This is a genomic window from Pedobacter sp. ASV28, assembly GCF_016428855.1.
Taxonomy (GTDB): domain Bacteria; phylum Bacteroidota; class Bacteroidia; order Sphingobacteriales; family Sphingobacteriaceae; genus Pedobacter.
In genome coordinates this window covers 73067-87861 of sequence record NZ_JAELTN010000012.1, presented here as the reverse complement: position 1 = coordinate 87861, position 14795 = coordinate 73067, and the positions used below count along the sequence as shown (strand labels likewise).

7 protein-coding genes are annotated in these 14795 nt (G+C 36.9%); 1 reads left to right on the top strand and 6 read right to left on the bottom strand.

The genetic code is table 11. The features are described 5' to 3' along the window. Position 1: 1 nt before the first annotated feature. The 4 genes from JHD79_RS06345 to JHD79_RS06330 all read right to left on the bottom strand — a co-directional run bounded on the left by JHD79_RS06345 (position 2) and on the right by JHD79_RS06330 (position 7604). Positions 2 to 3607: a SusC/RagA family TonB-linked outer membrane protein gene (locus tag JHD79_RS06345; RefSeq protein WP_199118372.1), complete on the bottom strand. Its 3606-nt coding sequence runs from the start codon at positions 3605 to 3607 to the stop codon at positions 2 to 4. A 56-nt stretch (positions 3608 to 3663) separates the two neighbouring features. Beyond that, the gene (locus tag JHD79_RS06340; RefSeq protein WP_199118371.1) at positions 3664 to 4647 is read right to left on the bottom strand and encodes a FecR family protein; all 984 of its coding nucleotides are present in this window, start codon (positions 4645 to 4647) and stop codon (positions 3664 to 3666) included. 164 nt (positions 4648 to 4811) lie between these two features. Continuing rightward, positions 4812 to 6857, bottom strand: coding sequence for a T9SS type A sorting domain-containing protein (locus JHD79_RS06335; RefSeq protein ID WP_199118370.1), 2046 nt, complete (start codon positions 6855 to 6857; stop codon positions 4812 to 4814). A 147-nt stretch (positions 6858 to 7004) separates the two neighbouring features. Further along, on the bottom strand, positions 7005 to 7604 hold the full coding sequence (locus JHD79_RS06330) for an RNA polymerase sigma-70 factor (protein WP_199118369.1): 600 nt from the start codon (positions 7602 to 7604) through the stop codon (positions 7005 to 7007). A gap of 430 nt (positions 7605 to 8034) precedes the next feature. Here JHD79_RS06330 and JHD79_RS06325 point away from each other — a divergent pair, with 430 nt between their 5' ends. Further along, on the top strand, positions 8035 to 8781 hold the full coding sequence (locus tag JHD79_RS06325; protein ID WP_199118368.1) for a LytTR family DNA-binding domain-containing protein: 747 nt from the start codon (positions 8035 to 8037) through the stop codon (positions 8779 to 8781). Between the two features lie 725 nt (positions 8782 to 9506). Here JHD79_RS06325 and JHD79_RS06320 read toward each other — a convergent pair. Together JHD79_RS06320 and JHD79_RS06315 are read right to left on the bottom strand one after the other, a co-directional pair. After that, positions 9507 to 12158: a T9SS type A sorting domain-containing protein gene (locus JHD79_RS06320; RefSeq protein WP_199118367.1), complete on the bottom strand. Its 2652-nt coding sequence runs from the start codon at positions 12156 to 12158 to the stop codon at positions 9507 to 9509. Between the two features lie 266 nt (positions 12159 to 12424). Beyond that, positions 12425 to 14722 carry a tetratricopeptide repeat-containing sensor histidine kinase gene (locus JHD79_RS06315; RefSeq protein WP_199118366.1) on the bottom strand — a complete coding sequence of 766 codons (2298 nt, stop codon included), beginning with the start codon at positions 14720 to 14722 and terminating at the stop codon, positions 12425 to 12427. Positions 14723 to 14795: the final 73 nt, after the last annotated feature.

Here is a 14795-nt window from a genome sequence, read left to right as displayed (position 1 = left end):
ATTAAATACTAACCTTAAATGAAAATGTAAATTGTTTTGCCAATGGAGAGGCCACACCACCTGAATTATAAAATTCGGGATCTTGCCCATTTAATCGCTTATCAGCATAGATTAACCATAAATTGGTGGAGTTAAGACCAAGCGAAAGGCTTTTAACACCCAAATTTTTAGCCACTTTCTCACTTAACCTATATTGTAATGAGATATTTTTAAGGCGTACAAAATCGCCTCTTACCGTTCTTATATCGGCATAATTATAGCTCGAATAAGGATAGCCAGATATGGTATTGGCCAGCCTATCATCTACAATTACAGGCACATTGGTATAGCGTTCGTCTCCAGGCATTTGCCAACTATTTAGAAATTCTCGTGGCATGGCACTGAAATCATTATATCCCTGACTATATGCACTATTCAGTCTTATTTTATTTCCCGCCTGATAAGAAATTAAAAAAGCCAGCGAAAAGTTCTTGTACGTAAAGCTATTTGAAAGCCCCCCAGTAATGGTAGGCTCTGCATTACCTTCATATTTCAAGTAAGCGGTAGTTAAGCTTTGTGGATTAACGTTTAAGGTAGTATTTCCATCAGTACCTACAAAATAGGGTAAACCCGTTTCATGATTTAGGCCATTAAATACAATAGAATATAGGCCGTTTACAGGATAACCATTTTGTGGACCACCCTCTGGCCTTACCAAATCTATAATACGTGGCCGGTATTGCATGTTCACAATTTTATTGGTGTTATAGGCAAATGATACATTTAGCGACCAATTAAGATTATTATGTTTTAGTACCTCGGTACCAATGGCTGCAGCTACACCATGCGATTTTAAATCTGCATAGTTGGCCTGCTTACTGCTCTCGCCACCTATACCCGAAGTTTGTACCGAACTGATCAGGTCAAAAGAATTGCGGTTATAAAAATCAAGAGTTAGTGTAAGCTTGTTTTTAAACAGCCCCATATCAAAACCTACATTAGCCTCATGCTGTTTTTCCCAAGTAAGTTCTGAATTTTCCAGGCCTGCAATAAAAATACTAGATTCTACATCCGCATATCGTCTTGGTACGTTGGTATAGCCCAATCTCACTACCGAATTTCTGGCATTACCTATGCTAGCTGTTAGTCCATATGATGCCCTCAACTTCAGGAAGTCTATACTAGATATTCTTTTCATAAAGTCTTCCTCATCTACATTCCATGCCGCACTAGCTGTCCAAGTGGGCAACCAACGAGCAGTTTTAGATGCTCCCATTCGATTGGATCCGTCATACCTCCCTGAGCCATTGAAAATGTATTTCCCTTTATATGAATAGGTTAAACTGGAATAGAAAGCTACATATCTATCCAAGTCAATGCTCATGCCATAGTAATAATCATTTGATTCCAGGTTTTTCTTGATCAATCTGTAGTCTATAAAAGGGATGCCGCCCTTGTCATACTGATAACCATAGCCATTACTGTAGGAATTTTTTCTGTCGGTATACTTGATTTCCTGACCAAGAATCACATTTACAATATGCCTATTGCTGAACGTTTTATTAAAGTTTACCTGGTGCCTTGCATTATAATTTACCAAATAATCGTCCGTACGATTGTAAAGACCTCCTTGAGGCAATACAGTACTCTTTTCAACTTCCTCTGGATTATCTGGATCTCTATATAGCAGAGGGTTTGCCCCACGAATGGTTCCGTTATAATCGGCACGGTAGGCTTCAGCAGCATTTGCATTGTCCCTAATCTGATGTTCTCTTACGGTTTTTACATATCTGGCCGCTCCAAGCACCTTATATTCAAAAGCTTTAGAAATCTTATAGGTCAATTCGCCCCTAGTACTCACATCAAGTAGATTAATATCAATAAAATTATTTTCCAGTTCATGTAGGATATTAAATGGAGCATAATCTTTGGTAAAAAACTCCAAATTTCCATTCTCGTCATAAGGGGTAATGGTTCTACTGGTACTTAATGCATAACTGAATGGATTGATATCAAAACTTCTGGAATAGGCTCCTAGTACCAGATTGGTAATCCTATTTACGGTACCAGGGCTTCTTTGCCTACGTAACGAACCATTTACGGTTACGTCTACCGAAATTTTATTTGAAAGATTGAAAGTAGACCTATTATTGGCATTGTACAATTTATAATTATCGCCAATGGTCCAACCACTATCTTTGGTAAAACCTAGGGATAAATAGTTGGTTGCATTTTCCGTTCCAGACTGCAGTACAATATTATGTTGCTGTAAAAGCGAGTTCCTGAAGAGCACATCAAACCAATCGGTATTGGCTTGCGCATAGCGCTGCAAAAAAGCAGCCCTTCCTTCCGGTGTATTTTCCAAGGCAAAATTACCATTGGCATCTGGCGTACTAATCAACTTGGCCATTTTGGTAAAAACCCCTCCAATTCTCCTGTTCACAGAAGAACCATAATCCAGATAATACTTATCGTACATATTCTGGTAAATGGTCATTTGCTCTCTTGAGTTCAGCATATCAAAAGAGTCGTAATTTGGTTTTAAATAGGTTGAAAAATTACTATTGATAGAAATGGAAGGTTTTCCAACCTTTCCCTTTTTTGTTTTGACCACAATTACTCCATTCATTGCCCTAGCTCCATATAGCGCTGTGGCCGATGCATCTTGCAATATGGTAATGCTTTCTATATCTTCTGTATTGATCCCTGCAACCGAAGAACCCAACAGAGTAAGGGCATTACCGCTAGCCAATTGATCGTTGGTTACATTTACAATGTCTTCTAGTATAATCCCATCAATTACCCATAATGGCTTATTTTCTCCAGAAATAGAGGTTACGCCCCTCACCCTTATTTTAGGAGCAGAGCCGTAGGTACCCGAAACGTTCTGTATACTTAAACCAGGTACTTTTCCTTCTAACATACGGCTGATGTCGGTAATTCCCTCCTGTTTAACTTCAGATCCTTTGATATTTGTAGCCGCTCCCGTATAAAGTTTACGTTCTATGTTTTGATAACCGTTTACCACTACTTCAGAAAGATTGCTAATTTCAGCTTCCAGGGTAACTGTGATATTGTTTTTTTCCCCTACCAGAACTTCTGTAGTCTTAAAGCCCATCATGGCAAAAACAAGTATCGCATTGTCTTTTACGGTAATCTTAAAATCACCCTTTTCACTTGTTACCGTATAATTTTGTGTACCTTTTTCCCTTACAGAAACGCCTGGCGTACCATCCACCATTCCACCATTATCAGACAATACCCTGCCGGTGACTACATGTTGTTTAAAAACAGACTTTTTTTCCTCTATTTTGTTTAGAATTACCCTATCGCCCACAATCTTATAACCAATACCTTCGGCGGCCAATTGATTAAGTATATCTTCTAAACGTCCAGTATCATTAATTTCAACAATTTTATTAATGTTTACAGCAAAAGCATCAAATACAAATGTTTTATTGTATTTTTTCTTCAACTTGTTCAAGACCAGCTCTAGTTTTTCTCCCTTACTTTGTTGTGCGGTTACTATTCCCTGATGAGCTTGCACCTGATGGAGCAAAATAAAGGGGAAAAATAATGGCAATAGCCATCTAGTAAACTGCATTTTCCTAATGTAGTTTTTACTCATTTTAATAGCTTGTAGTTTGTGTTTAGTCTGTGTTTATTTCAGTTATAGTAGGTTTACTATTTATGATTAACTATAATTTCCTTTTCTTTTAACTTAAATCTAATTGGATAAGTAGCCTTTAATACTTCCAGTACTTCTTCTATACTGGTATTCTTGAACTCTGCATTAAATTTATGTCTGGTTTTGATCGTATCCTTTACTTTTATATTTATGCCATAACAGTTTTCGAGGCTTTCGAAAACCTGCTCCAGCGATGCATTCACAAATACCAGTTCTTTATTTAACCAATACGCATTATTATGATTTACGCTAGAGAAGCGAATAATGTTATTACTGCTGATGTTATAATTTAACCCCATTCCAGCAGTCAATATGGCTTTATCGTTACCAGAGATCGCCTCAAAAGCGACCTTTCCAGAGTTAACGCTTAAATCGACCGAACGTGGGGTATTACGAATATTAAATGAGGTACCTAGCACCGTGACCTTGGAATTGTTGAGCACTACCGTAAATGGGCGTGACGCATCTTTGGCTATTTTAAAAAATGCTTCACCATTTAACAAGCTAACCTGTCTTATTTTCTCCTTCATTTTAGTAGGATATGAAAATCTAGTATTAGCAGCCAAATATATCTTAGAACCGTCGGCCAAAAGCAAGGAGTCTATGTGATCTCCAGTGGTTTTAGTGATATACACTTCTTTGGTGAGCTGATGATAAATTAGGTAGCTAGAAAAACCCAGCACTAAAATAGCCGCAATGTTTCTGGCCCATTTAAATAGAGGTTTTAAACTATAGCCATCCGAACTAAGGACTTCTTCTTCCAATACTGCTATCTTATATTTTGTTTTGGTCAAAGCTTTTGCCACTTCATGAGCTTCCATCGGGTCAGCAGACGCTTCCCAAATTGCCTTCATTCTAGCAAACTCCTGCCCATTTTCTGCCGAAAGACTTACCCAGCTCATTAGCCTCTCAGTATCTTGCTTCCCCGCCCTGCCAGCAAAGTAATCAACCATTAATAAATGTATATCTTGTACTTCCATTTAAGTTTTTAATCTTTAACGCATGCCCTATAAAAGAAAAGACAATTTTTGTTCATCAACTCGTGACAAATTTTAAAATATTTTTTTGTTTGCTAAGCATTTCATCTAAAGTTGGCGCTGTAATTAAGGGAAAGCAGCTTTTCAACTACTTTCCCAACCGATATTTATTGGACTACTAGTAACTTTTTCTTGTCGCTATTGATTTTCCCTTTGTTGATCCATAATATATACGATCCTGCTGGTACTCCTGATAAATCTATTGTTATTTCTCCACTTGCCGAAATACCATACTCCTTAGAAAGAAGCGATTGTCCTGTAAGTGATATAAGGTCTATTGTTACCAATCTCTGTAAGTCTATTAATTTAATCAGCACCTTTCCTTTTGCCGGATTAGGATACATAGAATTTTTTGATTTTTCCAAAGAAAAAGTTAGTACCTGCTCTCCCAATACCTCACGAGTTCCATTGATATCATATTGTACCAGCCTATAATAATTGGTACCCACCAAAGGACTTTGATCAGTATAGCTATAATTAATAGGTAAAGAAGTGGTACCATTAGCTTCTTTCCTTATTAACATCTTAAGGTTAGCATACGAAGAACCACGTTCTATAATAAAGTGGCTGCTATTGGTCTCGGAAAGTGTTCTCCAATTTAGAACTGCACCATTTCCATTCTTTGTTACCTTGAAATAATCGAAATGTACTGGCAATACACCTTGATATTCATAAGCGCCCAGATCGATGTTACCATGTTGTAAACGAATGCTTCCCGCCAAATCTAGGCCAGTTAATATTCCCGCATCGATAGCTAAAGCATTATTGCCTTTTTCGGTGGCCTGACCTTCTACCAAGGTTAGAAAATTTACATCGGTTTCGATAATACTGGCAAATAACCGCCTTGAAGAATCATAGATGTAGTTATTCGCTACAGTTCTGTTACCCGAAGCCAAAATCTCAGTTTCCAATAAATTATGCTGTATATCTTGGTTTGTACTGGTTACCCTGCTAATATCTGAAAGTTGTTGTGTATTATTCGCATCAAATATATTTCCCCTAAATATGTTGTTATAGAGTTTTACATTGATTAAGCTGCTATTGGTGATTGCGATGGCAAATGCACTGCTGGAATTGGTCGCCTTATTTCCATAAAAGGTATTATTGGTAGCATATAAGTTTCCCCCGGAGCCAGTATTACCAGCAATGATACCTGATCCTGTTGTTGCTTGGTTGTGATGCAAAATACTATTACTTAGATAAACTGTACCTGAATATAGATTTATGGCTCCACCCGAAGTAGATGAAGTATTATTAGAGAATTTTGAGGAGTTGACACGAGTAATTCCCGCCTCAATGTTTACTGCTCCACCACTGGAGCCTGTATTATTTTCAAAAGTCGTACTTGTAATATTTGTTTGGCAACGAAGAATAGACAAAGCTCCACCAGTGGTTCCTACATTATTAAAAAAAACGCCATCAGTGATATTTACAATAGCAGGTGTAGTTGAAGTTCCTGCCACCAGATATAATGCCCCGCCCCTTGTACCCGTATTTTCGATAAATTTAACTGCTATAAAATTAGTTATTGAAGCGGCTCCAGTAGGAATACTAAAGTAAACACCTCCTCCAGTTGATGTAGATGAGTTATTACGGATAATCAGATTTTTAAAATCAACACTGCCACTGGTATTAATAAAAATACCAGCTCCAAAATTTCTTCCTATAGCAAATGTGCCTGGCGTAACGGAACCTGTTCCATTAGCGTTGCCTCCCGTAATGGTCAAGCCATCTAGCACTACGTCACTTATGGTATTGGTATTTACCACTACATGATGAGCATTCACACCTCCTCCAAAATCACCACTTAATATGGTTTCATTGGTTATGAAATTTCTGGTATTTAAATCATAAGTGGTGAGCTCTCCTCCGGCAAAGCCTCCATATATCTTCACACCTGTTTTAAGGATAAAAGATTTGTCCATATTATCAGACCCAGTGAGGTTTTGCGTTGGTTTATACGTTCCCTTGGCTACCCATACCTGATCGCCAACGGCAGCATTATTAATAACAGCCTGCAGATCATCAGAGGCATTTACCCATGAGCTTCCATCTTTTAGTCCGGCACCTCCTTCAACAACATACCTTATTTGGCCCCTTAACCCTACAGATGTAGTAATAACGAAAAGTAACAGTAAGTAAATTTTCTTCATGTTTTTAGTTTTAGTGTTTAGTTTTGGTTCTTTAAAACACTTAAGCTTTAAGCTTATCAAAAGTCTTTTGTTTTTATGTTTCTACTTAAGCATTTAGGTAGAAGACAATTACAGGGAAGCATCTCGTGACAAAAACTGAAAAAAAATTTAAGACAGGGCGGAAATGATGCCAATAATGAGCAAATGAATATAATCATTGGCATTAAAGGCTTCTTTTAGAAAACGGATGGCCCTAAACATATGAGTTTTAATCGTGTTAATGCTCACCTCCATCACTTCGGCTATCTGTTCATAAGTAAGGCCCTCCTCCCTACTCATTAAAAATACCAGTCTTGTTTTTTCCGGTAGCCTATTGATCAAATAACTGATACGTTCGTTAAACTCTTTAAAAGACATCAACTGATCAGGCAATTCATGCTTTTTTCCTACGATCTCATTTACAGAATCTGCCACGTCAATTACATTTAGCTTACTTTTCTTATAAGAATTAATGATTCTATTTTTAACCGCTCTATATAAATAAGATGCTATTGAATCTCTAACTACTATTTTTTCACGATTTACCCACAAAGAGCAAAACACATCAGAAACAATATCTTCGGCTGCATCGGTGGGATAAGGAAGCAAAGATTTGGCATAACGCAACAAGCCAGGATAAAAATGTGTAAAAAGTTGGTCAAAAGCATTCTCATCTCCATTTAGAAGGTGTTCTAAAATTTCCTGATGACTTAAGTTACTAAAGTTCACACCTAATTAATATCTTTTTTAGCTTCAACTATTACAATAGAGATAAAATTAACCGACATAGACCGAAAAAGCCTATAAATGAGAGCAGAGCACCTAAAATATCTCATTTCACGGCTCCTAAAATAGGAATTTCAAACTAATATCAACACCCAAACTTAATTTTCACATAAAGGTTATATTAATTTTACATGGCTAAAGCTACAGTTACTAAAAAATAAAACAAGAAACTGATATTAAAAGGTTTAACACACCTTAAACTTCACAAATCTCTAGTTTAGACTTAAAAACAACATTTACTAAAAGCAAAGATTTGCTCATATTCATTAAATGATAGGATTTAGCGGATTATTTCTATTATACAACCTACTTATATAGATATCCATAAAATCGGTTATTTATTTTTAACACAAATACACTATATTTAACAGAAATGAGTTATAGCTGCATAATTATTGATGATAATGAAATAGAAAGGGATTTATTAGAAGTTTATCTCGGCAAGATTGGGAATTTGGCAATCAAGGCTATTTGTGCAAATGCCTTTGAAGCTTTAAAGATATTGGCAAAAGAGCAAATAGACATTGTTTTTTCTGACATAGACATGCCCGATATTTCTGGAATCGAACTGCTAAAGACCATCAAAAACCCACCTATCTTCATTTTTGTTACCTCATTTCCCGAATATGCCATAGAAAGTATAAATTTAGATGCTTTAGATTTTATTGTGAAACCTTTATCTATAGAAAGGATCATTAAAGCCTCTGAAAAGGCCATCGAGTATCTCGATCTCAAAAATGTATCAAATCACGCGGAGTATAACCTGGATAAAAAAGACGAGAACTTCTTTTTTATCAAAGATACTAAAGGCTATATACGTATCAATTATAACGAAGTATTATACATAGAAAGTTTAGCCGATTTCTCTAGATTCCATACGTTAAACACACGACAACATATGGCACTTGTTAATTTAAAGAACATCGAAAAACAGCTACCACAAAGTATTTTTATGAGGGTACACCGTCAATTTATCATCAACCTTGATTTTCTATCAGAAATTATCGGTAACGAAATTGTCTTGGCAAACAACATCAAAATACCGATGGGTATTGCCTACAAAGACAATTTAATTGATCTAATCCATAAAAAAACATTAAGTCGCTATAGTAAATCTTAAAATCTCCGTTTCTTAATTAGCTTATTTTTATTTATTCCTTCTTTAAAAAGAAAAACCAGAAATGATAGTATAAAGTTCCATACTTTTTTATTGTTCATAAAGCGTAATTCAGTAAAAGCAAAATGGTCATTGCCCATAGGTTCAATTGCCTACGTCTTCCCAATGTCTGTTTTTTAGGTCGCAAAAATAAAACAGCATGTTCCTATTTTTCAACCACCTAAAACAGCTTATTTTCTAAACAAAAGAACAGTTACAAAAATTCAACCCTCTAGCTCCTTAGGTCTCTTAGGTGGTAAATCTAAATGATGAAACAAAAACCAGCATATTCCACATCTTTCAATCAACCATTTTTTGGCTAAAGTCTTTTTGAACTAAAAAATAAAAGGATACTTTAGTTAGTATCCTTTTATCCGATAATTTAGATAGTTCATTACCCGACCAATAGTTTGACCGGATTAACTGTCGTTAAATTTCGGCAGTATTTTCCACTTATAAGAACAAAAGTAGATGACGCTAGCCAATAAGTAGATGAGCCAGGATTTTAGATCGACAAGCGGATAATGAGCTATAGCTCATTATCTGAAGCAGGCAAAACCAAACTAAAAATTTTGCTAAAAACTTACGGAGTTTAAAAAGCAAAGTCCTCAACTTTGTCAAACTTCGTAATTTTATCACCCATCACAACATCTCCTTGTTCAGTTAATTATTATTTTAGGATTTTAAACTTACCTTACCACAACTTTTATACTTTGGTTCCAATCCTTACCCATTAACTTTAATAAATATAGGCCTCCAGCTGGCTTTGACATTTCCAATTGATATTTGCTCCCATTATGCTGAAACTGCTGGGTATATAGTACCCTACCGTTCATATCTATAAGGCTTGCTGTAAATTGTTTGCCCAGATAATACTCTACCTCAAAACCTATGCTTGCAATAACAGGATTGGGGTATAAGACAGCCCGAACATTATTATGTAAAGAGAAATTTACCGCCCTGACCCCCAATTCACTGCTCTTGCCGTCTAGATCTACCTGTGTAAGCTGATAGTAATTGGCACCATTTAAAGGCCTATTATCTGTATAGGTATAGCTATTGGTCGTATTCACGGTGCCTTTACCTCTTACCTTGGTTAAAAAGATAAAATCTTCTCCGTTTGTACTACGGCTAACGACAAAGCTCTCATTATGCTGCTCGCTTGCCGTTTGCCACTCCAGTTTTGCCACACCGCCCTGTGCTTTGGCCGTAAAAGAGATTAAATTAACCGGAAGGGTAACTGGGGGCAAAATAAACTGTTTGGCATAGGTCTCCCCATAAGTATTATATACAACTATCAGCTGATCTCCATGTATAGCTATATTCATATATTCTGCTTCTCCTGCAGAAAAACCAATCGTCCCTATCAATTCCCAATTGCTACCATTATATTTCTGTACCACAGCTTTATTGCCATATGCCTGGTCTGCATAGACCATATATAATGTACCATCTGCCGAGATCACAATATCTCCGATTATGGTGTTCTCTGAGGGAAGACCATCAGGATCCAACGCTTCCCATGCAGCACCATTATACTTCTGTACAGTGATTTTATCTTTACCTGTACTTGAATCATAGGTTAATACATAAGGTATACCATTGGCCGAAAGGGCTATTTTATTATAACTTGAAGTTTCTAAAGTAAAACCCTCAACACCCACCGTTTCCCAATTGGTACCATTGTACTTCTTCACAGTGGCTTTGCCGCTATTATTAGCGTCCGAATAAACAACATAGGGAATGCCATCATTGGCTATTGTTATATGGGTTTCCCGTGCTATTCCTGATGAAAATGCTGTGCCAACTGTTTCCCAAACAGTACCGTTAAATTTTTGTACAGTAGCCTTATAGCCATTATCTCCATCCTGATAAATCACATAAGGCATGCCATTGGCAGAGAGGACAATACGTAGAAAAAAAATATTCCCTCCTGAAAATCCTGCCGCTCCAACAGTTTCCCAAGCGGTACCATTATATCTTTGTACTGTGGCTTTACCATCATTATCGGCATCAAGATAGACTACATATGGCATGCCATTGGCAGAGAGGACAATATCCCAATTATAGCCAGATCCAACTGGAGAACCCACTGCCTCCCAAGTTGTACCATTATATTTTTTTACGGTTATATTGGCATCTGCATAAGCTACGTAAGGTGTACCATTGGCAGATAAAACTAACCTTGCATCATATGAAAATTCGTTTGAAATAGAATTGGAATTGGGACCAACTACTTCCCAAGCAAAACCATTATATTGCTGTATTACGCCCCTGCCATTATTATCCCGATAAACCACATAGGGGGTACCACTGGCAGAGAAAGTAATATATGTTACCGAAACAGCTCCATCAGAAAAACCTGCCATTCCAACAGTTTCCCAAGTGGTACCATTATATCTTTGCACCGTGGCTTTATTACTATTGGTTCCATCCACATAAATTACATAGGGTACACCGTCAGCAAAGAGCGTTATATCTGGCGTATGAACTTCTCCAGCAGAAAAGCCCATATTACCCACCACCTCCCAAGCACTACCATTATATCGCTGTACCGTGGCCTTATTACCATTGGCTGCATCTTGATAAATTACATAAGGTGTATCATTGGTAGAGAGGATTATCTTTATTTCCCAAGCCATTCCATCAGAAAAACCTGCCAAACCCACCGTTTCCCAAACAGTACCATTGTATTTCTTTACCGTGGCACGATAGTCATTATCTACATCTGAATAAACAATATAGGGTATATTATCGGCAGAAATGGCTATATTAGGGACCCATGCTGCTTCAGCAGAAAGACCTGCAGAATCTACCAATTCCCAATTGTTTCCATTATATCGCTGTATTGTAGCCTTAAAAGCTTCTGCCCCATCCATATAAACCACATAAGGTGTACCATCAGGGGAGATAGCAATACGTATGTTCCAAGCTGCCCCAACAGAAAAGCCTGCCGTGCCCACCGTTTCCCAAATAGTACCATTAAATTTTTGCACAGTGGCCTTATCATTATTGGCACCATCCATATAAACCACATAGGGAATGCCATTGGGTGAGATCACAACTTTTGTACCGTAGCTCCCCCCATCAGAAAAGCCCGCAGTCCCTACTATTTCCCAAGTAGTACCATTGTATTTCTTTACCGTAGCCCGACCCGCACTATTGTTATCTGTATAAGCTATATAAGGTGTACCACTGGCAGACATGGCAATATTAGCCTCTCCGTAATGAGTATTGGCCACTTTAAGAAAATCATCAGGACCTAAAGGTTGCCAGTTTTGTGCCTTTAGATTTGGGGCCGTTAAAATAAACAGCAATAAGGCGTAAAGTTTTAGTTTCATAACAAACCAGATTAACAGTTAAATACATAAATGTCATCTATCTATTAAATGAAACAAAAAAAGATATATGAAACCTCTTGAAAAGTTGATAAGACAGCTTTATGAGTAGACGAGCGTTAAATAAAAAACTCGCAGGTTTCCCTTTGTTTTTTGTTATTATCCTCCAATAGTAAAGTTGAGGGCTTCATCTTTTGAAAAGCTGCGAGGTTTAGACCACAGCACGATTTCTAACTTATTGATCATGCTTGAGGGGCAAAGAAATGCGCTTAGCTTTTGGGCAAGACAAGCATAAAAACAGTTCCCTTATCAACATTAGGCTTTACGGTTAAAGTAGCATTCATCATCTTAGCAAATGTTTTACAAAGTGTTAGGCCAAGACCTGTGCCCTTTTCTTTTTGCGTGCCCAACGTAGTCTCCCCTAATTGATAACCAGCAGTTTTATTGAACGACTGTATTTGTTCAATATCCATTCCAACACCATTGTCTGCAATTTGAATGGATACGTTTTTTTCATGCTCTTCTACATAGATCATTATGGCACCACAGTCTTCTGTAAATTTAATGGCATTGCTTAGCACATTCCGTATAATTAACGACAGCATGTCCTCATCGGCCATTACCACCATACCAGATTCGGCATGACATGAAATATCGATGCTCTTTTTCGTTGCCACTACTCGTGCAGAACCCAGCAGCTCTTCCAATAATTGGTTAATTTGGGTTGGCTGTAAAGTTGGCTTAAACCCCTGCATTTGGCTGTAGGCCCAGTTCAAAAGGTTTTCGAGCATTGAAGAGGTATAACCTAATGAGGATTTTAAATCTGTAGCATATTTTTTCAGTTTTTCTGATGATACATTACCCATTTCCAACAGTTGCATAAATGACAGCAATGAATTGACTGGAGCTCTCATATCGTGGCTCACTACGCTAAAAATACGATCTTTCACTTTCCCCAGATTCTCTAATTGCTCCTTTTGGGCCAAAACCAGCTCATTCAATTTTGCCGTTTTACGTTGCGCTTTGTAAACCACAATCGCAGCAGCCAATAATACTACTGCCAAGACCCCAAAAAATATTGAGAAATTCCTATTAAGCTTAATCTTATTCTCTTGCTGCAAAATCTGCTGGTTCGCTTGTTCCTTTTCTAAGGACGAAATTAGCTTTTGCTGCTTTAACTGGCTTTCTTTTTGAAGCTTCTCCTTCTCTAAGTTTGCCTGCTGCTGTAGAAAATTTAAGCGTTGAATGTTCTTTTCCTTATCGCTAAGTGCCAACTGTTGTTGGTTTAAAAGCAATTCTTGCTGGCGTTTTTTTACCAACAAAACTTGTTTTTCTAAAGCCAAATCTGTGAGTTGTTGCTTATTCTGATAATCTCTTTCTTTGATAGAAAAATCTAGCTGCATTTGCTTGCGGGTAATCTCCTTTTCTTTTTCCTCGTTAAATATTTGCTCTTTAAATTGAATGTAAGCTTTAAAGTACTTTAGAGCATCATTATACTTGCCCTGTTGTTCACTCAACAAGGTCAAGGCCATATAGCCATCTCGTTGTAGGCTTAGTATTTTATTCTGATTGCCAATTTCAATAACTTCCGATAGCAATGGTTCAGCTTTAGCGTATTGAACTTCACCAATGTAAAAATTTGCCAATGCCAACAAACTTACCGCATACTCTTTTTTTACAGAAGTTTTGGCATAATACTCAATTGACTTTTGATAGCACTCCTCTGCCAAGTCTTTTTTTCCGGTAGCCTTATAGATATTCCCTTTGGTTTGGTTAATGCTGGCCAGTAAAGAGAAATTATCTTCTATTTTTTCAGCATACTTTAAAGACTGTTCAAGGTACCCTAATGACTTCTTATATTTTTCTGTTTTACTTAATGGTATTTTATTTAATTCTCCTTCTCGTGCCTCAAAATAAACATCGCCTAAATTAGCGTAGCATAAAGCAATACCATATTCATTCCCCTTGCTATTAAGAAAAATTTTCAATGCCTTATCCAAGTATTGAATGGCATCATAATGTTGCTCCAAGCCACTATAAATACTCGATATGTTTACATAACAACCTGCCACACTTTCCACATCTTTAATTTTGCTAAAGATATCTACTGCTTTAAAATTAGCATCGAGTGCTTTTGAATAATCTGGAATGTTGACATACATTGCACTTAGGTTTTGGTAAATGCCGCCCAACCATTCCTTGTCATTCAGTTCAGTATATTTATCCAACGATTTTCCATAATATTCCTCTGCTAAGAAATACCTACTATGGATATGATGATAAAAGCCCATTCTATAATATGCCTCAGCAATAAAACTGGGTTTATTCAGCTTTTTGGCCAACTGTATAGTTTTATCGACATATTGATCTACCTCTGGGGTATTTGTCAATTTCATATAGTTTCTATACAATTGATAATAACGTGTTAATTTCAAGGAATCTTCTAGTTTATACTTATTGTTTAATTCCAATAAACTATCAATCTTTTTTTGAGGATGGCTTCCTTGAGACCAAACAAAATTAGCGTAAGCACAAAGGAAAAACATCAGAGATAAGAGAATTTTCATCTAGAAGGGAAAAGGCTAAATTTATAGCCCAAGATAAAGAAAGAAAGACATTTAGAAACAAAAAAGGCGATAA

Coding starts and splice junctions, on each gene's coding strand:
- JHD79_RS06345 (WP_199118372.1), bottom strand. CDS start 3,607: ATGAGTAAAAACTACATTAGGAAAATGCAGTTTACTAGATGGCTATTG.
- JHD79_RS06340 (WP_199118371.1), bottom strand. CDS start 4,647: ATGGAAGTACAAGATATACATTTATTAATGGTTGATTACTTTGCTGGC.
- JHD79_RS06335 (WP_199118370.1), bottom strand. CDS start 6,857: ATGAAGAAAATTTACTTACTGTTACTTTTCGTTATTACTACATCTGTA.
- JHD79_RS06325 (WP_199118368.1), top strand. CDS start 8,035: ATGAGTTATAGCTGCATAATTATTGATGATAATGAAATAGAAAGGGAT.
- JHD79_RS06320 (WP_199118367.1), bottom strand. CDS start 12,158: ATGAAACTAAAACTTTACGCCTTATTGCTGTTTATTTTAACGGCCCCA.
- JHD79_RS06315 (WP_199118366.1), bottom strand. CDS start 14,722: ATGAAAATTCTCTTATCTCTGATGTTTTTCCTTTGTGCTTACGCTAAT.